Origin of the sequence: Citrobacter sp. KTE30 (assembly GCF_000398825.1) — a bacterium.
GTDB classification, from domain to species: Bacteria; Pseudomonadota; Gammaproteobacteria; order Enterobacterales; family Enterobacteriaceae; genus Citrobacter; species Citrobacter freundii.
Genome location: NZ_KB976055.1, coordinates 806,224 through 833,189, shown reverse-complemented (window position 1 = coordinate 833,189; position 26,966 = coordinate 806,224). Strand labels below are relative to the sequence as shown.

Genomic DNA, 26,966 nt, shown 5'->3' with positions numbered 1-26,966 from the left:
CCGGCCTACGACGGTTACTTTTTGCTATACAGCGCGTCGAGTTTCTCTTCGAACTGGTAATAATTGATGCTTTCGTACAGCTCGTTACGCGTCTGCATAATGTCGATCACGCTCTTTTGCGTTCCTTCCTGACGCAGCACGTTGTAAACCTTTTCCGCAGCACGGTTCATAGCGCGGAAAGCCGACAGCGGATACAGCGCCATCGCGACGTTAGCGCTGCGCAGTTCATCGGTGGTGAACAGCGGCGTAGCGCCAAATTCGGTAATGTTGGCGAGGATCGGCACCTGCACCGCGTCGGCAAACTGGCGGTACATCGCAAGCTCGGTGATGGCTTCCGGAAACAGCATGTCCGCGCCTGCTTCGACGTACGCCTGGGCACGATCGATGGCTGCCTCTAACCCTTCCACCGCCAGCGCATCGGTCCGCGCCATGATGACAAAGTTGGGATCGGTACGTGCATCCACCGCGGCGCGGATCCTGTCGACCATCTCTTCTTTAGAGACGATCGCTTTGTTCGGGCGATGGCCGCAGCGCTTAGCGCCGATCTGATCTTCAATATGCAGCGCTGCAGCACCCGCTTTGGAAATCGACTTCACGGTACGCGCCACGTTGAACGCTGACGATCCAAACCCGATATCCGCATCCACCAGCAATGGCAGCGGGCAAACATCCGTAATGCGACGAATATCAGTCAGCACATCATCAAGGGTTGAAATACCGAGATCCGGCAGCCCCAGCGACCCCGCAGCGACGCCGCCGCCGGAGAGATAAATCGCCTGATACCCGGCACGTTGGGCCAGCAGAGCGTGATTGGCGTTGATGGTGCCCACGATTTGTAATGGATTTTCTTTGCTGAGCGCGGCGCGAAACGCCAGCCCTGGGGAGTGTAGAGACATATCCCGTCCTCTTGTTATCAACTTGTTAGCATTCGTTGATTTACTTAAAGCAAGGGGTATGCCAAAGACCTTAATTTTTAATTAATTTATATATTTCCCTTAAAAAACAATATATTAATATAAGTTACTGTATCTTTATTGCACAAAAGCGTGTCAGCTATCGTTTCATGAAACGTTCCTTCATGTTTCATTGCAACATTTATGAAACACAACTAAACCCTAATACTCGGTTCCTTACTTTTTGGGTTAGTTATGGCTGATACGCATCTTCCACCGCGGGTGAACGACGACAAACCGGTTATCTGGACGGTTTCTGTCACGCGCCTGTTCGAACTGTTTCGCGACATCAGCCTGGAGTTCGACCACCTGGCGACCATCACCCCCATTCAGCTTGGTTTCGAAAAAGCGGTGGCGTATATCCGCAAAAAACTGGCTACCGAGCGTTGTGATGCCATTATTGCGGCTGGCTCCAACGGGGCGTATCTGAAAAGCCGTTTATCGATCCCGGTGATCCTGATTAAACCCAGCGGATTTGACGTGCTACAGGCGCTGGCAAAAGCAGGAAAGCTCACCTCGTCGATTGGCGTCATTACCTATCAGGAAACCATTCCTGCGCTTCTCGCCTTTCAAAAAACCTTTAATTTGCAGCTTGAACAGCGCAGCTATATCACCGAGGAAGATGCCCGCGGGCAAATCAACGAGCTGAAGGCTGGCGGCACGCAGGCGGTAGTTGGTGCGGGATTGATTACCGATCTGGCAGAAGAAGCAGGTATGACCGGCATCTTTATCTATTCGGCGGCCACCGTGCGCCAGGCCTTTGTCGATGCGCTTGATATGACCCGCCTGACGCTGCGTAGAAACGGTCAGTACGCTTCTGGCGATACGTTACGCACCCGCTACGCGCTCGGTGATATGCGCGGTCATTCTGCGCAGATGGAACAGGTGCGACACACCATTATGCTCTACGCCCGCTCGCGTGCGCCGGTGCTAATTCAGGGTGAAACCGGTACGGGCAAAGAGCTGGCGGCACAGGCCATTCACCGTGAGTTTTTCACTCGTCAGGAGAATCGGCGCGGTAAACCCTCGCCGCCGTTTGTTGCCGTCAACTGCGGAGCAATCACCGAATCATTGCTGGAAGCGGAGCTGTTCGGCTATGAAGATGGTGCCTTTACCGGCTCTCGTCGGGGAGGACGCGCGGGCCTGTTTGAAATTGCTCATGGCGGAACCCTTTTTCTTGATGAGATAGGCGAGATGCCGCTGCCGTTACAAACCCGGCTGCTGCGCGTACTGGAAGAAAAAGAGGTCACCCGAGTCGGTGGGCATCAGCCTATTCCGGTCGATGTCAGGGTGATTAGCGCCACACACTGTAATCTGGAGCAGGAGATGAAACAGGGGGAGTTTCGTACCGATCTGTTTTATCGCCTGAGCATTTTACGCCTCAAGCTGCCGCCGCTACGCGAGCGCTTGCCCGATATCCTGCCGCTGGCAGAAGGTTTTTTAAAACAGTCGCTGGCGGAACTGGATGTGCCGTTTTCTGAGCCAGTACGCAAGGGGCTGGGTTTAAGTCAGCCGACGTTACTGAATTATGGCTGGCCGGGGAATATCCGCGAACTGCGTAATATGATGGAGCGCCTGGCGCTATTTTTAAGCGTCGAGCCGCAGCCGGAGCTGAATGTTGATTTTTTACAACAGCTATTACCGGAACTGGCCATTGTTGCAGACTCACCACAATCATCGTCATTGCTGACGCCGCAGCAGGTGTTGGCACAATTCAATGGTGATAAAACCGCGGCTGCACGCTATCTCGGAATTAGCAGAACCACGTTCTGGCGCAGATTAAAAGAAAACCCGCCGGTACAATGACCGGCGGGAATAGTGATTTTTACAGCAGCGTATTATTTTTTCTTGTAGATATTGGCTGTGCCATGGATCTTATTATCCGTTTGACCGGAAGTTAATACCACAACATCGGCACCTTTCTCTTCGGCTTTCTTCAGCAGTTCTTCTTTGGCATCTGCGACAGAAACTTCATTACTCGTTGAGATATCACCGATTTTTGTGTACTGCGACTCAACCTTTTCAAACTCAAGCTTTGTCATAAACTCCGCGGCATATGCGTTGGTCACGACAAAAGCTAACGCACCAATAAGTACTTTAATTCCAGTTTTCATAGACCAGCTCCAGGTTTTGTTATGACGCCATCATCGATCCCTGAACATGAGATAACGCGATTCAAGGATGATTAATAACTAGTCCAGCCTGGATAAAAAATCCACACTCAGCAGAAATATATAGAAATTTTGCAGCGCAGAAAAACCGGCCGTCGAGTATCAGCACATCAACCAGATCAAAGTTTCAATAGCCAGTGTGAGTTGATCCTCAGAACAGCCAGCTCGCTGAAATTATAGTGTTAACTTTATGAATATTTGAGGAATGGTTGCCTATGGAACCGTTACACGCCGTCATACTCACTGTTAGCCTGTTTGTTTTAACCTTTTTTAACCCCGGCGCAAATCTGTTCGTAGTGGTACAAACTAGCCTGGCATCCGGACGACGCGCAGGTGTGATGACCGGTCTGGGGGTCGCCTTAGGTGATGCGTTTTACTCCGGCCTTGGGCTTTTTGGTATGGCAACGCTAATCACCCAGTGTGAAGAGATATTTTCATTGATTAAGATTGTCGGCGGCGTCTATCTGCTGTGGTTTGCCTGGAACAGCATCCGCCATCAGGCCACGCCGCAAATGCCCACGCTACAGCAGCCGATTTCCGCCCCCTGGTATGTATTTTTCCGCCGAGGATTACTAACGGATTTATCGAACCCGCAAACCGTACTGTTTTTTATTAGTATCTTCTCGGTCACCTTAAGCGCAGACACACCTACGTGGGCCAGACTGATGGCCTGGGCAGGTATTGTGTTGTCTTCCGTTATCTGGCGTATTTTTCTCAGCCAGGCATTTTCTTTGCCTGCAGTGCGACGGGCGTATGGTCGCATCCAATGCGTTGCCAGCCGAGTCATTGGCGCAATAATAGGTGTCTTCGCGCTCAGGCTTATTTATGAGGGTATTAGCCATCGATAAGAGAGTTTAACTTGACCATCGTGAGGTAATTGTCCGTAATACTGCCTGAATTTTTAATCGCATGTTGAGTGGCAGCGAGATGGAACAGATTGAACCGGTAAACGACACATTACTCCTTACAGAATGGCAGGCGCTGATACGACAAACATCGCCTGACGTTCACACGCTCCTCACATCGTTAAGCGATGAAGAGATCCACCATTTAGTGACCATTTTTTATGACTATATGCTCTCTCATGCCCAGAGTGCATTGTTCCTCAATACAGAACAGGTCAGTACCCGCCTCAGCGGCAGTATGTTTGACTGGTTACGCAGCGTGCTCGGCAGCGCGCACGAAGATCTCTCACAGTTGCTGGCCAAACAACGCAAAATTGGCGTAGTGCATGCCCGTATCGGTCTGCCCATCGATCTGGTGAACCGCGGCGCGCGTAAGCTCAAAGATGAGCTGTATCGGGTGTTGAAAACCAAAGCTGACGACTCGTCTTCCCTGCTGAGCAATGCTATCTGTTTCAGCAGTCTGGCAATGGATACTGCGCTGGAGGCCATGACCGTCTCCTATTCCCCAAGCTACCAAAACTCCCTGCATACACAAGAGCAGTATCGTCTGCAGACTATTTACGATGACGTTAACGTCGAGCGCGAGCGGCAAATCCGTTCGTTTACCGACTGGGAAAACCAGTTTATCTATAACATTGCTACCGGAATGCCTTTCGGTGAAATGGTGTTTCTGGCGAACTCTGATTTTGGTATGTGGTTCTCACATAAGGGAAAACATATTCTTGGCAACAGCAATTTGCTCAAAGAAATGGAATCACTGATTGCAGAGATCGACACCCGTCTGACGACAACCCTGTCACCTCAGCATCAGCCCACAGAACCCGAGCGGATGAGCTTATTACAGGATGTTCGCCAGCTGTCGGCAAAAATCCATTTCCTGCTCGCTTCAATGTTTGAGGCGCTGGTTAAGCAGGAAAATGGTAAAGATTCGCTGACCCAGTTGCTTAATCGCCGCTTTATTCCGACCATCATGCGACGTGAAATCTCGCTGGCGTTACATGCGCGTAAGCCTTTTAGCCTGGCGATGCTGGATATCGACTACTTCAAGCAAATTAACGATAACTTCGGGCATAATATCGGCGATCTGACGCTCAAAAATGTCGCAGCGGTCATTTATGAACATATCCGTAGCAGCGATTACGTGTTCCGCTACGGTGGTGAAGAATTTATGATTCTGCTCGTCGAGTCAGATGAATCGCAGGCCAGTATTATTCTGGAAACGCTGCGCATGAAAATTGCTGAGATGCGCATGGCAGCCTCTGCGACAGAAACGTTTTCTATTACCGTCAGTATCGGTATTGCCGAATATGATTATCATCCCGACTACAAACAGCTGGTTGATAAAGCCGATCGCGCACTTTATCTGGCAAAAAGTAATGGTCGCGACCGCGTTGAGGTTTATCAGGAATAACCATTGCCCTGCAGAGAAATAAATACCCCGTTCAGGGTATTTATCTGGCTTGCGATAAATATCGAGCTGTTATTTTTATTCAGGCATATTTGCATGATGAAAATAACAGCCACGTAATAAGATGCAAATCAAATACACCAAATCTAAATGGCGCTAGCATATCCCGGTGATAACGCCTTCTGAATGCAGAAGGGGAAATATGAGGGATAGTATAAAATCATGAATGGGAAGAAGAGAACGCGCTGGCAGCGCCGTCCTGGCACGATCGGAGGCAAACTGCCGTGGAATGACTGGCGCAATGCCAGCAGCTGGCGAAAAGCCACCCAGTTTCTCCTGCTGACTATTAATATTTATATTGGCGTAACGTTCTATTACTGGGTCCGCTATTTCGAAACCGCCGGCACCAGCGTCTATATTCCAAGGCCTGGTGGTATTGAGGGATGGCTACCGATCGCGGGTTTGATGAATATCCGCTATACGCTGGAAACTGGTTTTCTTCCTCCCATCCATGCCGCCTCCATGCTACTGTTAGTTGCGTTTATCCTGATTAGTCTGTTGTTAAAAAAAGCCTTCTGTTCGTGGTTATGTCCGGTGGGCACACTGTCCGAACTGCTCGGCAATCTGGGGAAAAAAGTCTTTGGTCGCAACTTCACGCTGCCGCGCTGGCTGGATATCCCGCTGCTCAGTCTGAAGTATCTGTTGCTGAGTTTCTTTTTGTATATCGCCCTGTCGATGCCTGCACAGGGGATTCAGTATTTTCTAATGTCGGCCTATGGCATGATTATCGACGTGAAGATGCTCGATTTCTTTCGCCATATTGGCCCCGCTACGCTCATCTTTGTTGTCGTTATCAGCGTCCTGAGCCTGTTTATTCGCAATGCCTGGTGCCGTTATCTGTGCCCTTATGGCGCGCTGCTCGGCCTGTTCTCGCTATTCTCGCCGTTTAAAATCCGCCGTAACGCAGACAGTTGCATCGACTGCGGAAAATGCGCGAAAAACTGCCCGTCGAATATCCCTGTCGACAGACTGATCCAGGTGCGTACCGTGGAATGCACTGGCTGCATGACCTGCGTTGAATCCTGCCCGGTAGCCTCAACGCTGAGCTTTTCACTGCAGACTCCGCCTGGCGCACAATCAGGGCATAGCGCAGCGCCGACACCATGGTGGCGACAAGGTAGGTTATCAGGGTGGACAATGACGCTACTGCTGCTCGGTATTCTGTTTGCCGCCGTAGGTTATGCGGTGTACGCCAACGTCTGGCAGACGCCGGTGCCGGATCATATGTATTTCCAGCTGATCCCGAAGGCCAGAATGATCGGCCATTAATGGTTTGAACTGTCTGCATTTATGCCGGGTGGCGACAACACCCTACCCGGCCTACACAGCGGATATCACCGGTTTATTTCTTCGCCCCGGATTTACCAATGCCCCGATACAGTTCGTTAATCCGCTTCACGGATTTAATTGATCGCTGCGGCGCAGTGGAAGCGACAGACAGCACAATCATTTCCAGACACACCAGCACCGTACCGTGGAGCGGCATTTTCCCATTCTCGCCGCCGCGCGGCACGTTAATCACCACATCCGCTTCTTTACTAAAACGGGAGTCCAGCGCGTTCGTCAGTAAAATAACCGGGACACCCAACCGCCTGGCCTCGCGAATGGTCGTCAGCCCTTCCCGGTGCGGAGATTTCTGCGCCATCATGATCAGCACATCTCCACGCTGCAATGCGATCAGTTGCTCCGCGAGGTTAATCCCGGTGCGATTAAATGCTACCGCAGGCAGGCCAATACGGCTGAGCAGACGAACGGTATAATCCGCCAATACGCCGGATGCGCCAATACCAAAAATTCCCACCTGACGGGCTTCTACCAGTAATGCCACCGCCTGGGCAATTGCATAGCGGTTTTGCGGTGTAGAAAGCGCTTCACAGGTACGCTGATGCCCCTGCAAGACAAAATCAATACTGGAATTAACATCGCAAGAGAGCGTATTCACCGTGGTGGTCATCTTCTCTTCTGAGGTCACGCCAGGGCCAAACCAGTGTTCAATGGTCTGCTTTAAATCGCGCAACCCGGCAAACCCCAGCGCCTGAATTGCCCTGACCACCGTCGCGTCAGATGTTTGCGTGGCGGCAGCGATTTCTATCGCTGTAAACTCCAGCACCACTTCGCGGTTTTCGTTGATATAACGCGCCACGGCCTGCATACGTGGCGAGAGTAAATGCGCCCGGGCGCGAAAACGGTCACCATAGACATCAATACGGTTTTTGGCTTTTTTCGCCGTCAGCATGGTTATTTAGCCTCCGGTAGCCATCGTCCGGCGATGTGCGTTTGCACCTGCGCCACCATCAGACTGAGCGAGGCATAGGAATTAGATATCGCCTCTTCACGGGAGAGTAAAACGTAATGTCCGCGCTGGCAGGCGGTCAGGAACTCACACCAGCCAGGCATCACCGCATCCATCGCCGCGATTTCATCCTGCGGTTTACCGCCGGTATCGCCACGCCAGGTCGCGAAGACAAAATCGGCATCCAGTTCAGGCAGACGTTCCGCACTGACATCAATGCGCCCACCCGGCGGAATACTGTCGATAATCTTCGGGAAAGTGAAACCAGCATCGCGTAAAACTCGCCCCAGGGAATGATAGGTGTGCAACGCATTGATTTTGCCCTGATTGGCCTGTATTACCGCCACAGAGATGTGCTGCGTATCGACCGTCCGCTTGAGCTGGGCTATTTCTTCACGGTAGCGCCGTTCCAGCAATGCCAGCCGGTTCTGCGTACCGGTAAGCTGCGCCAGCTTGCGGTAGATTTCCGGCGCACCGCCATCAAGATGATCGATGCTGACCGTCGGCGCTATTTTTTCCAGTTGCTCAATCGGCGTGTTACGGCTGGGTTCGGTGATAATTAAATCCGGTTTTGCCGCCACAATGGCTTCAATATCAATGTCTGCCGTACCGATATACGTCATGTTCGAATTATCAAAATCCACGCCGGTCAGCAGCACGCCGGAGCGTAAAAAATGGCTGCCATCCGGGCGCGTTCGGCCATGACTGGCCACCGGAGGCACGCCAAGTTCGATCAGCGGAATAGTGATGTCGAGATCGTGCAATGACACAATACGCTGCGGATGCAGCGGCACGTTCACCACTCGCCCGAGATCGTCAGTAAATGACTGAACAGGCTCCGCCGCCTGGACGGTGCAGCCGACCAGCAGCAGCAATGAAAAGATTAAACGCATATACCCTCTTAACAATTACAAACGATCCCGGCGACGCCAGAGCAACAGCAAAAAGAACGGTCCACCGACCAGGGCAATGACGATCCCGGCGGGGATTTGCAGTGGTGCAAACGCCAGACGACCCACGGTATCGGTGACCAGCACCAGCAACGCACCGATCAACGCACTTCCCCACAGCAGCGCTGTTTGTCCGCCACGCAGCCAGAATCGTGCCATGTGTGGCGCCATCAACCCGACAAAACCGAGGCTGCCCACGCAGGCAACACTGGCGGCGGTGAGTACAACCGGCGCGAGAAAACGCAACAACGCCAGTCGGGGTAAATGGACTCCTAGCCCCGTTGCCGTCGCATTGCCAAGTAGCGCCACATCCGAAGCGCGCGCCGTGGCAAATAAGATGATGGCCGCAGGCAACGTCCAGACCAGTGCCACCAGCAGCAGTGGCCAGGTGGCGGCATGAAGGCTCCCCGCCAGCCAGACCAGTGCAGTCTGTACGTCACGGACATCGGCGGTGGTCATAAATACGCCCATTCCCGCGGCAAAGAACCACGACACGCCAATGCCTATCAACACGAAGCGAGGCCGGGAGAAATCACGGGCCAGCAGCATCACCAGTGTGGCGACCAGTGCGCCGCCGGCCATTCCCGCCAGGGGCCGCCAAACCAGACTTGCGGACGGGAAAAACAGCACCAGGGCCAGTACCACCACGCAACTCCCTTCTTTGACACCGATAAGCCCGGGATCGGCCAACCCGTTGCGGGTGATAGATTGCATCGCCGCCCCTGCCAATCCGAGCATCGCCCCGCACAGAAGCGCCATCAGCAGTCGAGGCAGTCGTACATCCCAAACGACATACTGTTGCTGAACCGTCAACGCCTGAGGGTCAAACACCGCCCGTCCGATAGCGGAAGCCGGAACCGGGAGCGACCCCTGCATCACGCCAAACAGCAGTAATGCGATTGCCAGCACCGTCAGGCTGAGGCTGTACAGCACGGTTTTGGGACGAATGACACGAGAAAATCCACCCACCCGCCATGCACGAAGCCCTGCACGTTGCAGCATATCGTTCATTTCAAAAACCTCGACGCAATGAAAATAAACGCCGGTGCGCCCACCAGGGCGGTCATGATCCCTGTAGCCAGCTCCTGCGGAGCCAGCACCGTGCGGGCGGCAATATCCGCCAGCAGCAGCAGCGCCGCGCCCAGCAATGCCGACGTCGGTAGCATCTGACGAATATCTTTTGTTACCAGACGGCGGGTAACGTTAGGCACTAACAGGCCGATAAATCCCAGCGGCCCCACGACAGAAACTGCCGCACCGCACAACAGCGCAATGGCGATCATCGCCAGCAAGCGTATGCGCAGAATGTTCACCCCTAACCCACAGGCCATACGGTCGCCGAGAGCCAGAATATTCAGGCCCGGCGCGATAGCGATCGCCAGCACCATACCGGCAAGCGACGGGGGAACGGCACTTTTGACACTTTCCCAACGCAGACCCGCGAGATCACCCACCAGCCAGGTGCGCATTGCCAACAGGGTTTGTTCATCCAGAATCAGGATGGCCGCAGTAAGCGATGACACCATGGCCGACAGCGCCACGCCGCACAGCGTGACCTTCAGCGGCGTTAAGCCACCGCGCCCGGCAGATGCAAGCGCCATCACCAACGAAAAGAGTGCCGCAGCACCGCCTGCCGCCAGCAATGGCTGGCTTACCCCCGTCACGCCAAGCGCGGTGCACAACACAACGACAAACGCCGCACCGGCATTCAGCCCCAGAATATGCGGTTCTCCCAGCGGATTACGAATCAACGCCTGCAACAGAACCCCCGCAACACCTAACGCCGCGCCGACCAGCATCGCCGCCGTCATGCGCAGCAGACGTAAGGAGACAATAATCCGGTGGTCGAAATTTTTCGCGTCAAAGTGGAACAGCGCCTGCACGACGGTCTGCGGGCTGATAGTGCGTGCGCCCACACCCAGATGCACCACTGCCAGAACACACAACAGCAGCGTTAACACGGGGAACGCCAGCATAATCCGGCCACGGCGACGAGCCAGTGTGCTTGCCATGACCGTCATTGCTCTTGCCCGCCCGGCGCGCGGAACGGCATAAAGAACGGTTTGCCGGTGAGAGGATTCACCGACATCTGCACGTCGACGTCAAACACGTGCTTAATCAACTCGGGCGTGCAGTTTTCGCCATCATGCACGACGCCCTGCAACGTCCCCTGTTTGAGGAACACCAGCATGTCCCCGTAATTCACGGCAAAATTCAGGTCATGCAGGACCACAACCACAGTACGGCCATGATGGCGAGTCAGTGAATGCAACAGTTCGAGGATCTCCACCTGATAGCGCAGATCGAGAAACGTAGTCGGCTCATCCAACAAGATGACCGGCGTTTGCTGTGCCAGCGCCATCGCAATCCAGCAGCGCTGACGTTGCCCACCGGAAAGGCTCTCTACCGGCAAATGCGCAAAATCAGCAGTTCCGGTTAACTGGAGTGCCTGCTCCACGGCGCGTTCGTCATCGTCCGTCCATTGCGAAAGCATGTTCTGCCAGGGAAAACGCCCACGCGATACCAGTTCGAAAACGGTAAGTCCTTCGGGCACCAATGGGGATTGCGGCAGGATGCCGAGCTGGCGTGAAACCGCTTTGGTAGGCTGTTGATAAATGGCTTTGCCATCCAGCAATACGCTGCCGCCGTGCGGTTTCAACATACGGGCGATAGTGCTTAACAACGTTGATTTACCCGAGCCGTTCGCCCCCACCAGTACCGTCATTTTGCCTTGCGGAATAGTGAGACAGATATCGTGGACAATGGTGTTATGGCGATAACCCGCAGAAAGCTGTTGTAGTTCAATGCCCGTTCTGTGGGCGGTATTTTCCACATGCTGTGGCATGTTCACTCCTGCGCCGCCGCATGGCAAAGCCTGCATGCGTAACTCTTTAAATAAAAATAAAACTCATTCTCTTTGTGATCTTGCTGGCTTGCACTGTAGTAGTCAAGCAATTACACCCTGTAGTTACATCACCTGTCGCCAACAACTAAAGCACAAATAAAAAACGCTAAAAAATCAATAAAAACCATTCTTTTTCAATACATTGAAAATTAAATACCCTTAAAAAAACGACGGTTAAATTGCGTCAAATCGCTTGTAGTTTCTTTTTCATTTTTACGTTTACTACTACAAACACCCATGATTGAATGATTCTCAATTACACGTCTGACGCCAGTAACGCTGGCTTACAGATGGATAAATGCAGGGCTGGCAAGCCGGGCAATGAATTGAATCAACTTGTTTCCCTGCCCATTTTTGGCAGGGTCTTTTGCGGAATAAATAAAATAATGGCTGAGTTAACGACTTACTTTTCGGGGATGAAAGGGCGGGCATTGTGCTCTGCTCTCTTTCTGGGCATGACAACAACACCTGCGGTATTTGCAGCGGAGAAAGAGACGACTCCGCCTAAAGGGGAAGATACCATCACCGTTCGGGCAGATGCATCGTCTGCCGATCAGGCCGTAACATCGGGTTATCAACCGCTGAGTTCGTCCACCGCGACGCTGACATCCATGCCATTGTTGGATATCCCACAAGTGGTGAACACTGTCAGCGATAAAGTTCTGGAAGATCAGCATGTCACGACGCTGGACGAAGCGCTGTATAACGTTAGTAACGTCGTGCAAACCAACACATTAGGTGGCACACAGGATGCGTTTGTCCGCCGTGGCTTCGGCGCAAACCGTGACGGTTCGGTGATGACCAATGGTCTGAAAACCGTGTTGCCGCGCAGCTTTAACGCCGCCACCTCACGCGTGGAAGTGCTGAAAGGCCCGGCCTCAACCCTGTATGGGATTCTCGATCCCGGCGGCCTGATTAATGTCGTCACCAAACGTCCGGAAACACAGTTTGGCGGGTCGATTTCAGCAACCTCCAGCAGCTTTGGCGGCGGCACAGGGCAGTTTGACGTGACCGGGCCGATTGAAGGCACGCAGTTAGCCTATCGCCTGATTGGCGAATATCAGCATGAGGATTACTGGCGTAACTTCGGCACCAATCAGAGCAGCTTCATCTCCCCGTCCCTTACCTGGTTTGGCGACAAGGCCACCGTCAACGTGCTCTATTCACATCGCGACTATAAAGCCCCGTTCGATCGCGGCACCATTTTCGATCTCAACACCAAACACGCGGTGAATGTGGATCGCAAAACCCGTTTTGATGAGCCGTTTAATATCACCGATGGCGAATCGGATCTGGCGCAGCTGAATGCCGAATACCGTTTCAACAGCGAATGGACAGCGAAATTCGACTACAGCTTTAGTCAGGATAAATACAGCGATAATCAGGCTCGCGTGATGGCTTATGATTCTGCAAGCGGAAATCTTACCCGCCGTGTTGATGCCACTCAAGGCTCCACTCAGCGCATGCACGCCACACGTGCCGATTTACAGGGCAACGTCGATATCGCTGGCTTTTATAACGAGATTCTCACCGGCGTCTCTTATGAGAACTACGATCTGCTACGCACCGACATGATCCGCTGCAAGAACGTAAAAGGGTTCAATATTTATAATCCTGTCTACGGTACGTTGGATAAATGTACTAACGTTTCTGCCGCTGATAGCGATCAGACTATTCAACAAGAGAGCTATTCTGCGTATGTGCAGGACGCGCTGTACCTGACCGATAAATGGATCGCCGTCGCCGGGATGCGTTATCAGTACTACACCGAATACGCTGGCAAAGGCCGTCCGTTCAACGTCAACACCGACAGTACCGACCAACAGTGGGTGCCCAAATTCGGTATGGTGTACAAACTGACGCCGTCGGTATCGCTGTTCGGTAACGTGTCGCGATCCTTCATGCCGCAATATTCTATCGCCAGTTATATTGGCGAATTGCCACCTGAAACCTCAACGGCTTATGAAGTGGGGGCAAAATTCGATATCTTTGACGGTATCACCGCCAATATTGCCCTGTTTGATATTGATAAACGCAATGTGCTGTACAACGAAATGATCAATGGCGAAACTGTGGCGAAAACTGCGGGTCGCGTGCGTTCACAAGGTGTGGAAGTGGATGTCGCCGGTTCGTTAACCACCAACACCAATATCATCGCCAGTTACGGTTATACCGCCGCGAAAGTGACGGAAGATCCTGATTACAAAGGTAAGTCGCTGCCTAATGTACCGAAGCATACCGGCTCATTATTCCTCACCTACGATATTCAGAATGCCTTTATGGGCAATATCCTGACGATTGGCGGTGGGGGTCATGGGGTGAGCCGCCGTTCCGCAACCAATGGCGCAGACTATTATCTGCCGGGCTATTTTGTCGCCGATGCCTTTGCCGCTTATAAAATGAAGCTGCAGTATCCGGTCACATTGCAGCTCAATGTGAAAAACCTGTTTGATAAGACCTATTACACTTCATCCATTGCCACCAATAATCTGGGTAATCAGATTGGCGACCCACGAGAAGTGCAGTTCACGGTGAAAATGGAATTCTGATCCTCTTCATCCATTAACCCTGCCAATTCTGGCAGGGTTTCCCGTCTGTCCTGCCATTTTAAGACAATTGAACTTGTGCCATCGTGCTCTCGTTTATACAACCTTAAATATCATCCGTAATAATTTTTCTATTTTGTTATGGGCGACTGGGATCAAAATAATGAACGGGATAACATCATGACTAAAATAAAACTGGCACTGCTATTACCTTTGTTTCTGGCAGGTTGTACGATGAGTGACGGGGAATTAAGAAACGCTTACGCTCAGCATTATCAGCAACCTACCGCCTATGTAGATGCTTATAAACAGAAAATAGCCAGTATGGATATTCATGCGCTGGCCCAATATGCCGCCGCAGAAGATAAGAAAAAAATGCGTGGGCAGCCAAGACTGAAAATCGACGAATTTATTACCATTGAGAACGTGCAGGCGAAAGGAAATCGGGTGGTCTACGATTACTCACTGTCCGAAAACTGGCTGGCGCTTTCCGCAGATAAACAGCGCGAGAAGCAGACCAATATGAATAAAGACCTGATCTACCGTACCTGCTCGCTGGAAACGGTACGTCTGGCGCAGGCAAAAGGGCTGGAAGAAGAGCATAACTATTACAGTCAGTACCCAGACAAAGTCGCCTTTACTCTGAGAACCAGTGCGCAGATTTGTATGCAAAACGGTTTTACACAATAACCGCAATCCACTATGCCTGATGCGCTACGCTCATCAGGCATACAATTTGCACGCTGTACCAGGCCAGATAAGGCGCCAGCGCTGCATCCGGCTAAAACATCAGAATTTCCAGGACACACTGCCGACAATGCTGCGCTCGGCGCCGAAGTAGCAGTATGAGAGCGAGTTACAGGCCGCAACGTAGCGCTTGTCGGTCAGGTTGTTAACGTTCAACTGCGCACTCAACCCTTTAATACCGATATTCGTTAAGTCGTAACCAATCACCATATCCACCAGAGTGTAGGACGGCAGGGTGTGAGTATTCAGGCGATCGCTGGTAATACCGTTAACGTAGCGCACGCCTGAACCCAACGTCAGACCGTCCAGCGGACCACTTTTTACATCGTAGCTCAGCCAGGCACTGGCCTGGTTACGCGGGGCGTACACTGCGCGCTTGCCCTGCTCTTCCGGGCTGCTTTTCTTATAGCGAATGTCGGTATAGGTATACGCCGCCTGCAAACGGAAGCTATCCGTCAGTTGGCTAATTGCCTCCAGCTCCACCCCTTCAGATTCAATTTCCCCAATCGAGCGGTATGGATCGGTCGGCTCTTCTTTAGTGGCTATATTCGTCTGATTGATACGGAACACCGACGCGCTGAACTGACTGTTAAGACCTTCCGGCTCATATTTCAGCCCGGCTTCCCACTGCTTGCCTTTCATCGGATCCAGCAGATTGCCGTTCTCATCGGCAAAACTAGTGGGCGTAAAGGCAGTGGAGTAACTCACGTACGGCGCAAAGCCGTTATCGAACAAATAGAGCAACGCGGCGCGGGTGCTGAAGTTGTTTTTATCCAGATCGCTGCGAGTATCCTTGATCTTATCAATGTTAGAAACGCTGACCTGATCGTAGCGACCACCGAGCGTAATACGCCAGCGATCCCATGACATCTGATCCTGCAAATAGTAACCCGTCTGGCGCAGCTTGTGTTTCTCACGCGCATACATGTCGATGTAATCAGGCTTCGCGCCGTACACCGGATTAAAGGCGTCAATCGGCGGGAAAGCCCCGTAGTAGCCGGTGGTATTGTTGCTGCGATCCTGATAGTCGATCCCCACCAGCAGACGGTGGTTTACCTGCCAGGTATCAAAGCTGCCGTCGAGCTGGTTATCCAGCGTAATCGCCGACATTTTTTCATCGGAGCCGGAGTAGCCGCGATTAAGCTCGGTTTCATTCAACCAGCCCGCCGCATACACCTGGTTCAGCTCAACGTCGGTATGCAGATAGCGCAGCTTTTGCCGCACCGACCAACCGCTATCAAACATATGCTCAATGTTGTAGCCCACCATGTTCTCACGGCGATCGTATTTGTCATAATCATCCTCGCCTTCGTAAAAGGTATTGGAGATCTTTTGCCCGTAATGCGGAACCACGGTGCCGTCATACGGCAGACCGGAGTGGCTTCCGCCTTCCGGGTCACGGTGCAGATAGGCCATCAGATCCAGACGCATCTGGTCGGTGATACGCCAGGTCAGGCTGGGCATCAGCGCGTAACGTTCTTCCTTCAATGGACCAAACTGCGAGTCCGCGTAACGCGTCATCCCGCTCAATCGCGCCGCCACTCGATCGTTATCATCCAGCGCCCCGGTGACGTCAAACGCCGCGCCGCGCTGGTTATTGTTGCCGGCAAACAGCTTCACTTCACCGCCCGCATCAAACGACGGCTTACGTGAGGTCAGCGCCACAATACCGCCCGGGGAGGAACGGCCATACAGTACGGAAGCCGGGCCACGTACGACTTCGATATCTTCGAGGAACCACGGATCAACCACCAGCGAGCTGTGTGAGTTGGTGTCGCCCATCATCTTCAGACCATCGAGATAGACGTTATCCAGGCTACCGTCAGAAAAGCCACGCAGCACGATGTAGTCAAAGCGGTTGGAGGCGCCAATCTGATTGCTGTACACCCCCGGCGTATAGCTGACAGCCTGGCGCACGCTGGTTGCGCCTTGCTCTTCAAACTGTTCACGGGTAACGATCGATACCGACTGCGGCGTTTCAATATCCGGCGTGGCAAGCTTCGTGGCCCCGCTCTGCATCTGCGAGGTGACAACCACCGTATCGTTTTTTGTTGTTTCCTGCGCCAGCAGAGGAAAAGCCACGCAGCCGGTCACCCATCCCACCAGCAGCGCCAAGCGAGTCTTCGCGAACATGAATATCTCCAAAGGCATGTCTAATTGTAAGTGAGAATTATTACCTTTTTGCTGACGGAGATAGCTATGCCGGATGCCAGGTTGCCTATGCGCAGTGCCAAATTGTCAGGAAATCACGTGCGTAAAACGCAAATATGGATTAGCAAGGTTTGAGTAAATCGCCGGGCGAAAAGCCGTAACGGCGACGAAAAGCGGTAGAAAAGTTGGTGGCGTGCTGATAACCCGACATCCAGGCCGCCTGCTGTACGCTATATCCTTCCAGTAGATAGCCGCGCGCATGTTCCAGACGGCAATCGCGCAGGTAGTCGAATACCGAACAGCCATAGGCTGCACGGAACTTACTGCGCAGGCTGCTGGGGCTCATCGCCGCGCGTTGGGCCAGTTCATTAAGGGTGTAGTCATTTTCGGGACTCTCCTCCAGCAGTCGGCGAACGACCTCCAGCCGCTGCTGCTCACCGCTCGTCGCAAGACGTTTACCGCTCTCGACTTGACACATGCTGAGACCATGACCGAACAGTTGTAATATCAGCCCTTCCAGCATCAGCTGACGAGAAACATGGCTAATCGTACTCTGCTGCGCGTACTGCAGTCCGCTGAGTAAAAACCCCGGTACCTGCCAGATAAGCGTCGGCGTCTGGCATCTTTCCCACTCGCGCATCAACGATTCAAGCAACCCCGTGCGATACGCGCCGTCGGGATATAAACCGAGCGATAATGTACGGAGTTTACAATCAGCATGATGACGGGCACGCATCGTCTGGTGCTCACTCAGGCGTGAGCTAAACGCCATGCCGGAGCGCACCACATGCTCCTGTCCGTTAAGCGTCAGGATCACGCAGCCTTCCAGTACCACCAGCATATACAGAGGACTGTCGTGGCGAGAGGTGGTTTCGTAGGGTTGCAATACCTGTACGTCGGAGTGCGTCACGCACATCCCGCAGGGGAGAGTCATCTCCTCAATTTCACCTTGCAGAACAGGGCTGCCAGACGGCAAATCCGGTCTCTGTGCCAACAGGGGAAAGCGGTAATCGATCCCGTAGCGCTCACCAAAATCCATAAACTCGCTGACGGAGAAAGTGCGAGCGACACGTCCGGAGGCATTCAGGGCGGTGGTGTTGTTCATGCTGTCTTCTGCACAGGAAATGGGATTAACGGTTTATAACTGAAGCAACATTACCATTACCTGCACAATACGACAATAATAATGAGAACCATTATCAATATAGGTAATCAGCAAAATAAACAGCTTAATCCAGCCAGTTTAGATCTACCGAGGAAGCAGACGGCGCAGCCTCTTTTAACCAGCGATACAGCAGCTCAATATTTCTGAGCCGTGTTGAAGCCTTTGGCCAGACAAGGTAATACCCCTCGCCAGTCGCCACAGCATCTTTAAACGGTAACGCCAACATCCCTGCCTGAATGGCCGCCAGGCATAACAGCAGGTCGGCAACAGACACGCCATGACCACTCATCGCGGCAAGACTACCCTGCTCCAGGGTGTCGAACACTTTGCCTCGCGCAAGATTCAACGCCGGAAACTTCCCAGTGCGTTGCAGCCACCGACGCCAGTCGCGGCGATCCGCTGAGGGATGAATCAGTTCACAGGCAGAAAGATCGCGCTGCGCCTGCACCAGCAGTGCGGGTGAACACACCGGGATAAGCCACTCCTGAAACAGCAACCGGCTGTCGGTATCGTCACCAAAATGGCCATTCCCTAACAGGATCGCACAGTCATACGGTTCACGACTGAATGATACGGAATCGGTATCCATCCAGACGCTGGAAATTTCGATCACCGGAGTCGGATGCGCTTCACGGAAAAGACGCAGCACATCCAGAAGCCAGCGCATTGTCAACGTAGACGGCGCTTTCAGCCGCAGCTCATGACTGCTGCTGCGAAAGGCATGACACGCGTGTTCCAGACTCTGAAACCCAGCCGTCAACTGCTGCGCTAACCCTTGGCCAGAAGGTGTTATCTCGATACGCGGGCCGCTGCGGATAAATAACTCACAGCCAAACCATGCCTCCAGCGTGCGAATATGACGGCTTACCGCGCCCGGCGTCACGTTAAGTTGAATAGCGGCTTTGCTGAACGTTCCCAGACGGGCTGCGGCTTCAAAAGCCCTCAGGGCATACAACGGAGGTAGCGTCATCGTGAGTTTCTATGTTGAGTTTTACTCACAGTAGAGCGCAGTTTTATTCGTTTTTCAATGCGCTACGTAAACGGAATACTGGTGGAAAATATCATCAGGATAATCAGGTATGAATTTCACTTTACTGGCTGCCTATAGCCTCAGCGTAGTAACCCTGCTGTTAACACCGGGTCCTGTCGTGGCGCTGATTACCACCACCGCGGCGCAGCACGGCTATCGCCGGGCTTTTCTCACGCTGATTGGCACTAACGGCGCTTCTTTAGTACTGATTGCTCTGGCTGCACTGATGCTAGCTGGCGTGGTTTCAATCTCTGCGATATGGCTTGGCGTACTGGGTCTTGTGGGATCGTTGTATATCGGAGTGATGGCGATTAACGGCCTGCAGACCAGGGCCTCAAAACCCGGACTGGGTGCGCGAAAGCGCGATAACAGCGGGCTTATCCACGGATTTCTGACCGGGGTCGCCAACCCAAAGGACATTTTGTTTTTCGTAGCTTTTTTCCCCCAGTTCATTGCCATTACGCAAGATTTCACCACCAGCATTCTGACGCTAACGCTGGTGTGGGTTATTTTTGATGTTACGGTGTTGTCTTTTTACATCGTGGTTTTCAAACGCTGGATACCAGCGCGCTTTGCCAGATGCAGCGGTTTTATCTCCTCTCTTTTTCTGCTCGCGGTGGCGGTGTTTGGCATTATTTATAATGTACACGCACTACAAATGCTCTCACCCGTGATGTGATCCTCAACAAATTGTTCAGCCAGACATCTCATCTTGCACCGGGAAGGATAAAATAAGAACAAATCGACATTAATATTATTAATGGATTAATAAGCCCGGATTCAGAAAATATAGACGATAACATTTTCATGGCGTTCAACTGGCACCCTCACCCATGATAACGCATCAACGGCGATAGGTGCCATGTCATTTTCTAAACGAAGTAGAGGTGTATTGTCATCTGGCACAACTGTGCTTTCACCGATCTCAAGAACGCCCCGAAAAGAAATGGACATATTGTCTGACGTATCCGACAACCTTATCCATTCGGTTGTAATCACTAACTTTCGAGTAAACATTCGCTATCCTTTGCGCGTGGTATATATCCGATACTTTCACAAGTAGATCACTACTCTTTGAACAAACAGAAATTTTTCCTCTATATCAATTAAGCATTACTTAACAGAAAGAAAATTGAAATAATGAAACTCATTCGAAATGTGTTTCACAAATTCAACCGGCAGGTTATGTTTGATGAACGTTAACTTTGCAAACTCAACATCGCCGTACACTCGAATACAGAAAGGTTTGACAATCTCGCCCTGCACGCCAAAGCACTCCTGAAGCCGGGCATCATCCATAAAGATAAAGTCACCTTTTCTGACCTTAATACTTTCATGAAGTCCTTGCCACTTCTCTGGAGTGAGCAGAAAGCTCTCCCATCCATTATTGCTCAATACTTCAATCGTATGAGTAAATTTAAAATAGTCGTTTTGCATTGTCACGTCACCACTCGACGTGGCGTACAAATATTCTATTTTAAATTTAAGTTGTGCATTGATGCTTTTTTTCTTCCCCTCATCAATTAGCCACTGAAGCTCACTGACAATGCTCTTCGAAAATATTTTTCTTTTTTTGGCAATAGCCAGCCAATGCATAATGAATAGATGCTCTGACATTTTGGAGTAGATCTTATGATCCTTTATTGCGATACCAATTGCAACTAACGCACTCCAGGTAAATGTTTCCAGATCATCCTGATAATGATGTCGTAACGTACTAACTCTTCCAGAATCCCTTACCACTTAAACCTGCCCAAATAAATCGTCATTGTTATTCCACGTTATTCTTGTATTACTCTATTAAAAAATTACTACAACTAAAATCGCCAAAATATGATCCAGGTTAACTTATCCCTATGTAATAAACGTGCAAATACAATACATCATACTTATTAATCATTAATCCAGAATAGCTCAACAATGTCCAATAAGAATAATGCGATAAAGATAAAAGTTAATAATAATCACCAGTAATCAATATCATCTGCGGTGATGAGAGCTGTAATCAGAAAAAGCAAACTACCGGACATTTAGCAGGCCGGAAGTTTGCTTGTTACAAACGAAGTTAATAGAAAATACCGATGATCAGGGTATGAGTTACAAAGCCCACAATCAGCGGTACGGCGGTACGTTTAACCACATCAAATGGCGTTATTTTCGCCCCACTGGAAACGGCAATCACCACGCCGGAAACCGGTGAAATTGCCCGCCCCATATGTGATGCCTGCTGCATCGGCAGGATCATGGCAACAGCGTTAGCGCCCATACTTGCCGCGATTTGCGGGATCAGCTCAACGAAAGCAAGGAATGGCGCATTACCCGATCCCATAATAATTGCTGCCGCCAGCGTCACCAGCGCAAACACCACCGCCATAGCAAATGGGGGTAATCCCACGTGCTCCGCCATCAGGATTAATTGATCAATGGCACCAATAACTTTAATCCCGTGGGCAAAAACACCTGCCGCAACCAGCAGCCCAACTACCCCGGTAAAGGCAGTGCCCATGCCTTTAAGGAAATGGCTGAATCCTTCGCATACTGACTTTAAATCACGCACCCGCAGCCATTCAATCAACATACAGACAGCCATCGAAATGAGCACAATGGTGATAATATTCAGGTTAATACCACTGACAAACATTTCCGATGATCCCACCGCCATCAGTATCGGAAGCATCGGGAGCAGCGCATAAAAAGCCGGGGCTTTTCCTGAGTCAGTCACCTCAGCGCTACCGATTTCTCGTGGAAGCGTCCCCGCTTTACGGTCGCAATGCCGCTGCCAGAAGAAATGGCAGACGCCGACGACCAGCACGGTTGCCAGCGCTGCGGGTCCCTGGTGGTAAACAACGTATTCCACCACATCCATATTGACCGCTTTAGATCCCCTGATAGCATCGATGGCCGTCGGGGTATATGCCACACCAAGCGAGGTGGCAATAACCCCAGCGGCTGAGGCCGCAGAAAGCCCTAACCCCAGCATAATGGGGAACATCGTCCCCATCAGCAACACGGCTAGCCCGGTGGCGGATGGAATGGCCAACTGCAGGAGGCTGGCGAGCAGATAGGAGAAAAATAGAAGCACATAGGGCGAACGCAGCGCGCGCAAAGGTTTCGTCACAACCCGCACAACCGCTTCATTTGCCCCGATATGATCCATGTAATGCGCAAATCCCATGAGCGCCATGATCATCAGGCCGAGATCGGCGGCACGCGTACTAAAGAGATCGCGCATCACCTCGAAAGGATCGAGAAATGAAATCCCCGTACTGGCAACACCCTTCGGTAATACAGAACCCCATCCGGTTAACGCCGTACAAATCATCAACACCAGGCCAGCAATGAACAACACGGGTTCAGCGCGATAACCTTTCAGGATCAGACGCGCGACCACCACGATCACCAGTAGGGCAATTAACACCTGAATCATGACTGAGCTCTCCCCTGCGCGAACTCAGCAAAGGTTTCCTCAATGACCGCTACCACGACATCGCTGGCGGCCCGCAGTGAACGCACCGGCAGGTATTCATAAATCGAATGAAAGTTATGGGCACCGGTAAAAATATTCGGGCAAGGTAGTCCTTTCTGCGATAACACTGCGCCATCATATCCACCACGCATGGCGACAGGTTGCGGGGTAATGCCACACTTCTGATACGCGCGTAACGCAATATCAATCGGATAGTGAGCATCGCCCTGCAAGCTATTGAACACATTGGCATAGCGATCGGTTAAATGGCAGACCACGCTGTTTTCTCCCCACAGCGCGCAGGTGCTGACGGCCAGCTGGCGGATATATGCCATACGCGCCTTATACCCCTCTTCGGTAAAATCCCGGATATCCAGCTTAAGTACCGTACGGGCACTGTTACCCTGAAGTTGTTTTACCCAGTAATACCCTTCGCGTCCTTCCGTATACTCAGGCGCCTCTCCTCCGGGCAGCATCGCAATAAACTTATGCGCCATCAGCAGAGAGTTCTTCAGCTTACCTTTGGCCGACATAGGGTGTGCGGACTGGCCGGTAAAGATGATTTCCGCATCACCCGCGTTCCAGTTCTCATAGACAAATTCTCCAATGCCGCAGCAGTCCAGGGTATAGCCAAAATCAGCCCCAAACGCCGCAACATCAAATGCTTTTGCACCTCGTAATCCCTGCTCTTCATCAGGAACAAAACCGACCTTCACCGGCCCATGCTTAATCTCCGGATGTGCGACAAGGTACTCCAGGGCATTCATAATCGCGGCGATGGCGGCTTTATCATCTGCCCCCAACAGACTGGTACCATCCGTCACCAGCAGGTCATCACCGATATAATTTTTCAGTTCTGGAAATTCACTTTCGCGCAGATGAATTTTTAGCTCCTGGTTCAGACACAAATCCCCACCGCTGTAGTGAAGACGTTGTGCTTTTGTGTCCGCAGTCTGTTCCGCACTGGTATCGAGATGACCAAAAAAGGAAACGACAGGGATCGCGTCGTCCGTATTTGCAGGTAATGTCGCTGTCACAATAGCGGTATCCCTGACCTCAATGTTTTCCATTCCTAATGCTTCAAGTTCTACTGCCAGCAGTTTTGCCAGTTCCATTTGACCAGGTGAAGAAGGCATTATCCCATTAGCACCATTTTCCCTTGAGGTCGTGGTATTGATTTTCGTGTAGTTAATAAAGCGTTCAACAATATCCATTCCAGGAGATCCTTTAATGTATCATTTACGAGGTACTGCAAGAGAAGACCTGCATACAGCGTGGGTTGAATAATCTGAGAACAAAATAAAATCAGCACTCATCCCAGAATGCTGACTTTATGGGCATTACGACAACGATTTATAAAAAGGAAGATAAAAAGCCAGTAATTATGCCAGTGATTAAAAGCTCCGTTCTGATTGATAAAATCATATTCCCTGTCTGTTTTTACTGCATTTTCCATGGTGTTAAGCTAACAGAAGTCATAAACGGTATTCGTATATCTAAGAGATAATAAAAATCATTTAGATTCTTGCACCCAATACCGACACAAGATATACCATCGCTATATTTTTTAATGAACGAATGCTGTAACAGCAAAATGCAACCGTTTGCACCTCTCTACAAATAGCCACTTAACGCACTAAAATCCGTGAACAAAATCACAATTATTTCAAAAGCGAGAATTAACATAACGCTGAAAAACAGGCAGTTATAAGAAAAACTATATAATACCATTATAAATAAATACAAAATTACACTATTCACTATAAAATAGATTCATAGCGATACTATTTCAATAGTACCGTATGGTTCACAGAAAAAAATCTGTCGTCATCACTAATGTAAAGCAACAAGAACAATAATATTAAATTATCTATTTATGACGACTATCAAAATAATATACAGAAAAAAAAACCTCTCCCCTGAGAAGAGATACAGGGCAGAGGTAATACGGGTGTTAAGGACATTTTTATAGTTTTGATGATAACAGAAGAGCTTCTTGCAGGATTGAGTATACACACTTCATGACGTTAAGAAAATTCCTAAATAGAATTAAACACAAACACCATTAAAAATTCTTTTTATAATAAAGACCTGTTTATCAAATAAAACAAAATTAAGATAAGAAAAGATTAAATATCACTAATCTATAGTGTGACGCAAGTGAGACCAACTACACATCATTACGACCAATACCGCTACTGACGATGTCTGAAAATTCAATAAATTTAATATATTCATACACCGCTCAGCTAGCTGAGAGTTAAAAAATTATAAAATAAGCTAAACGCAATTTTTCGTCATAGATCACATTTTCCCGACAGGACGATTCCCCTACTCGTCCAGGCTGGTATGATTCAGCAGGTAAATATCTATCAACTCAACCCGAGGCTTTGATGCTGGAGAATGTAATCATCAGATAATCAGCTTACCGACCTTTTCAGGCCGGACTGGTTATCAATGCGCCGAAATCGAATGCGGACACCGCTGTGTGTTTGCACGTTTTGCACATGATGATTAAACAGGTTTTCCAGTATGAATTTATCCCGTCAGGAACAACGTACCTTACACGTACTCGCCAAAGGTGGCCGTATTGCTCACGTCCGTGATGCATCAGGCCGTGTCACTTCCGTCGAATGCTATAGCCGCGAAGGGTTACTGCTCTGCGACTGCACGCTCGATGTATTCAAAAAGCTCAGAACGAAAAAACTGATCAAATCCGTCAATGGTCAGCCCTACCGCATCAATACCACTGGGCTGAACAACGTTCGCGCCCAACTGGATAATCGCTAAGGAGAGAGAGATGGATATCCCGAAGATTTTTACAATCAGCGAAAGCGCACATCGCATTCATAATCCGTTCACCGCGCAGAAATATGCAACGTTAGGTCAGGTTTTACGGATGGCCCCAGGAACCCGCATCCTGGATCTCGGCAGCGGCTCTGGCGAGATGTTGTGCACCTGGGCACGCGATCATGGAATTTCCGGCGTTGGTATCGATATGAGCCAGTTATTCAGCGAGCAAGCCACCCTGCGGGCAAGTGAATTGGGCGTCGCTGAGCACGTGCGTTTTATTCATGCCGGTGCAACAGGTTATATCGCCGAAGAAAAATTCGATATTGCCGCCTGCATTGGTGCAACCTGGATTGCCGGCGGCGTGGCCGGAACGGTCAAACAGCTGGAACAAAGTCTCAAATCAGGCGGGATGCTGCTCATCGGCGAACCGTACTGGCGTCAGATACCCGCAACGGAGGAGATCGCTAAGTCTTGCGGCGCGACTTCAGTGACTGATTTCCTCTCTCTGCCAGAACGCGTTTCGTCTTTCGACCAGCTCGGTTATGACGTGGTTGAAATGGTACTGGCGGACCAGGAGGGTTGGGACAGATACGAGGCGGCAAAATGGTTGACGATGCGCCGGTGGCTGAAGGCAAATCCGGACGATGAGTTTGCCGTCGAAGTCAGAGAGCAACTGAGAAGTTCACCAGCACGCCACGTTACCTTCACCCGGGAATATATCGGGTGGGGCGTGTTCGCACTCATGCGGAGGTAATATCTCCTGTCGGTATAGCCAGGCTGGTTATACCGACTTTTTCATCTCATCGTCGCTTACTTCATTAATACTTCAACAAATTTAGCTAACCATTGCGGATGCGCGGGCCATGCTGGTGCCGTCACCAGATTGCCATCAACGTGGGCCTGATCAATGCCAATATCGGCATAATGTCCACCGCTCAGACGGACCTCAGGCGCACAGGCCGGATAAGCGCTACAGGTCCGGTTTTCTAACACTCCCGCCGCCGCTAATAGTTGGGGCCCATGACAAACCGCAGCGATAGGCTTATCGGCAGTGTTGAAATCTTGCACCAGCTTAATGACATCTGGATTCAGTCGAAGATATTCCGGAGCACGCCCGCCGGGGATCAACAGTGCGTCGTAATCGGCGGCCCGCGCCTCGGCAAAATTCGCATTCAACGTAAAGCGATGTCCCGGCTTTTCACTGTATGTCTGCGCCCCATCAAAATCGTGAATGGCGGTTTGAACGTAGTCACCCTGACTTTTATCCGGACAGACGGCATCCACACGATGCCCAAGCATTTGCAAAGCCTGAAAAGGCACCATCGTTTCATAATCTTCGACATAATCTCCGACCAGCATCAGTATCTTCTTCATTCACATCCCCCACTCACGGTTATTAATGATGAGAAATAACGGCCATCTT

Annotated in this window: 24 protein-coding genes; 9 read left to right on the top strand and 15 right to left on the bottom strand. The window is 50.9% G+C overall.

Going from position 1 to position 26,966, the window contains the following annotated elements; genetic code table 11:
• Positions 1–14 precede the first annotated feature (14 nt).
• Positions 15–896, bottom strand: a complete 882-nt coding sequence (prpB, locus tag WC1_RS18885; protein ID WP_003021316.1) for a methylisocitrate lyase — start codon at positions 894–896, stop codon at positions 15–17.
• A 252-nt stretch (positions 897–1,148) separates the two neighbouring features.
• On the opposite strand from prpB, the gene prpR reads away from it, so the two are divergent.
• Positions 1,149–2,759, top strand: a complete 1,611-nt coding sequence (prpR, locus tag WC1_RS18890) for a propionate catabolism operon regulatory protein PrpR (protein ID WP_016149666.1) — start codon at positions 1,149–1,151, stop codon at positions 2,757–2,759.
• Between the two features lie 32 nt (positions 2,760–2,791).
• Here the strand turns inward: prpR and yahO are convergent, their stop codons facing one another.
• On the bottom strand, positions 2,792–3,067 hold the full coding sequence (gene yahO, locus WC1_RS18895) for a DUF1471 family periplasmic protein YahO (RefSeq protein ID WP_003021310.1): 276 nt from the start codon (positions 3,065–3,067) through the stop codon (positions 2,792–2,794).
• Between the two features lie 272 nt (positions 3,068–3,339).
• Between yahO and WC1_RS18900 the strand changes: the two genes are divergently transcribed.
• From WC1_RS18900 to WC1_RS18910, 3 genes are all read left to right on the top strand, one after another.
• Positions 3,340–3,972, top strand: a complete 633-nt coding sequence (locus WC1_RS18900) for a LysE family transporter (RefSeq protein ID WP_016149665.1) — start codon at positions 3,340–3,342, stop codon at positions 3,970–3,972.
• A gap of 79 nt (positions 3,973–4,051) precedes the next feature.
• The gene (locus WC1_RS18905; protein ID WP_016149664.1) at positions 4,052–5,440 is read left to right on the top strand and encodes a diguanylate cyclase; all 1,389 of its coding nucleotides are present in this window, start codon (positions 4,052–4,054) and stop codon (positions 5,438–5,440) included.
• 219 nt (positions 5,441–5,659) lie between these two features.
• Entirely contained in the window at positions 5,660–6,766 is a 1,107-nt protein-coding gene (locus tag WC1_RS18910; RefSeq protein ID WP_016149663.1) for a 4Fe-4S binding protein, read from the top strand.
• Between the two features lie 73 nt (positions 6,767–6,839).
• On the opposite strand, the gene WC1_RS18915 is transcribed toward WC1_RS18910, so the two are convergent.
• Genes WC1_RS18915 through WC1_RS18935 form a run of 5 tightly spaced genes read right to left on the bottom strand, consistent with a single transcriptional unit; the run spans position 6,840 to position 11,585 of the window.
• A complete protein-coding gene (locus WC1_RS18915; RefSeq protein WP_003021298.1) occupies positions 6,840–7,733 on the bottom strand; it encodes a MurR/RpiR family transcriptional regulator in 894 nt (297 codons plus the stop codon).
• Between the two features lie 2 nt (positions 7,734–7,735).
• Entirely contained in the window at positions 7,736–8,683 is a 948-nt protein-coding gene (locus WC1_RS18920) for an ABC transporter substrate-binding protein (protein ID WP_003021295.1), read from the bottom strand.
• A gap of 15 nt (positions 8,684–8,698) precedes the next feature.
• Complete coding sequence (locus WC1_RS18925) at positions 8,699–9,751, bottom strand: FecCD family ABC transporter permease (protein WP_016149662.1); 1,053 nt, start codon at positions 9,749–9,751, stop codon at positions 8,699–8,701.
• Positions 9,748–10,761 (bottom strand): FecCD family ABC transporter permease, encoded by a 1,014-nt coding sequence (locus WC1_RS18930; RefSeq protein ID WP_003021289.1) that lies wholly within the window; start codon positions 10,759–10,761, stop codon positions 9,748–9,750. Before WC1_RS18930 ends, WC1_RS18925 begins: the two co-directional genes overlap by 4 nt.
• Positions 10,758–11,585, bottom strand: a complete 828-nt coding sequence (locus tag WC1_RS18935) for an ABC transporter ATP-binding protein (RefSeq protein WP_003021286.1) — start codon at positions 11,583–11,585, stop codon at positions 10,758–10,760. Before WC1_RS18935 ends, WC1_RS18930 begins: the two co-directional genes overlap by 4 nt.
• A 446-nt stretch (positions 11,586–12,031) precedes the next feature.
• Between WC1_RS18935 and WC1_RS18940 the strand changes: the two genes are divergently transcribed.
• Positions 12,032–14,194, top strand: a complete 2,163-nt coding sequence (locus tag WC1_RS18940) for a TonB-dependent siderophore receptor (RefSeq protein WP_032947911.1) — start codon at positions 12,032–12,034, stop codon at positions 14,192–14,194.
• 177 nt (positions 14,195–14,371) lie between these two features.
• Positions 14,372–14,881 carry a hypothetical protein gene (locus tag WC1_RS18945; RefSeq protein ID WP_003021281.1) on the top strand — a complete coding sequence of 170 codons (510 nt, stop codon included), beginning with the start codon at positions 14,372–14,374 and terminating at the stop codon, positions 14,879–14,881.
• A gap of 99 nt (positions 14,882–14,980) precedes the next feature.
• On the opposite strand, the gene foxA is transcribed toward WC1_RS18945, so the two are convergent.
• The 3 genes from foxA to WC1_RS18960 form a co-directional block, all read right to left on the bottom strand.
• The gene (gene foxA, locus WC1_RS18950; RefSeq protein WP_155849114.1) at positions 14,981–17,089 is read right to left on the bottom strand and encodes a ferrioxamine B receptor FoxA; all 2,109 of its coding nucleotides are present in this window, start codon (positions 17,087–17,089) and stop codon (positions 14,981–14,983) included.
• 121 nt (positions 17,090–17,210) lie between these two features.
• Entirely contained in the window at positions 17,211–18,194 is a 984-nt protein-coding gene (locus tag WC1_RS18955) for a helix-turn-helix transcriptional regulator (RefSeq protein WP_003838681.1), read from the bottom strand.
• Between the two features lie 124 nt (positions 18,195–18,318).
• Positions 18,319–19,224, bottom strand: coding sequence for a LysR substrate-binding domain-containing protein (locus WC1_RS18960; RefSeq protein WP_016149659.1), 906 nt, complete (start codon positions 19,222–19,224; stop codon positions 18,319–18,321).
• Between the two features lie 109 nt (positions 19,225–19,333).
• Between WC1_RS18960 and WC1_RS18965 the strand changes: the two genes are divergently transcribed.
• A complete protein-coding gene (locus tag WC1_RS18965) occupies positions 19,334–19,963 on the top strand; it encodes a LysE family translocator (RefSeq protein ID WP_016149658.1) in 630 nt (209 codons plus the stop codon).
• Between the two features lie 101 nt (positions 19,964–20,064).
• Here WC1_RS18965 and WC1_RS18970 read toward each other — a convergent pair whose 3' ends face one another.
• From WC1_RS18970 to pepT, 4 genes are all read right to left on the bottom strand, one after another.
• A complete protein-coding gene (locus WC1_RS18970) occupies positions 20,065–20,301 on the bottom strand; it encodes a hypothetical protein (protein ID WP_003838687.1) in 237 nt (78 codons plus the stop codon).
• A 96-nt stretch (positions 20,302–20,397) separates the two neighbouring features.
• Positions 20,398–21,027, bottom strand: coding sequence for a DUF2913 family protein (locus WC1_RS18975; RefSeq protein WP_016149657.1), 630 nt, complete (start codon positions 21,025–21,027; stop codon positions 20,398–20,400).
• Between the two features lie 322 nt (positions 21,028–21,349).
• Positions 21,350–22,711: a C4-dicarboxylate transporter DcuC gene (dcuC, locus tag WC1_RS18980; RefSeq protein WP_003830889.1), complete on the bottom strand. Its 1,362-nt coding sequence runs from the start codon at positions 22,709–22,711 to the stop codon at positions 21,350–21,352.
• Entirely contained in the window at positions 22,708–23,964 is a 1,257-nt protein-coding gene (pepT, locus tag WC1_RS18985; RefSeq protein WP_016149656.1) for a peptidase T, read from the bottom strand. The genes dcuC and pepT overlap by 4 nt, the downstream gene beginning before the upstream one ends.
• Positions 23,965–25,282: 1,318 nt before the next feature.
• On the opposite strand from pepT, the gene WC1_RS18990 reads away from it, so the two are divergent.
• Both WC1_RS18990 and WC1_RS18995 read left to right on the top strand, forming a co-directional pair.
• Positions 25,283–25,540, top strand: a complete 258-nt coding sequence (locus WC1_RS18990) for a YjhX family toxin (protein ID WP_003021255.1) — start codon at positions 25,283–25,285, stop codon at positions 25,538–25,540.
• 10 nt (positions 25,541–25,550) lie between these two features.
• Positions 25,551–26,297 carry an SAM-dependent methyltransferase gene (locus tag WC1_RS18995; RefSeq protein WP_016149655.1) on the top strand — a complete coding sequence of 249 codons (747 nt, stop codon included), beginning with the start codon at positions 25,551–25,553 and terminating at the stop codon, positions 26,295–26,297.
• Positions 26,298–26,353: 56 nt separating this feature from the next.
• Here WC1_RS18995 and WC1_RS19000 read toward each other — a convergent pair whose 3' ends face one another.
• Positions 26,354–26,917 carry a DJ-1/PfpI family protein gene (locus tag WC1_RS19000; RefSeq protein ID WP_003838695.1) on the bottom strand — a complete coding sequence of 188 codons (564 nt, stop codon included), beginning with the start codon at positions 26,915–26,917 and terminating at the stop codon, positions 26,354–26,356.
• Positions 26,918–26,966 lie beyond the last annotated feature (49 nt).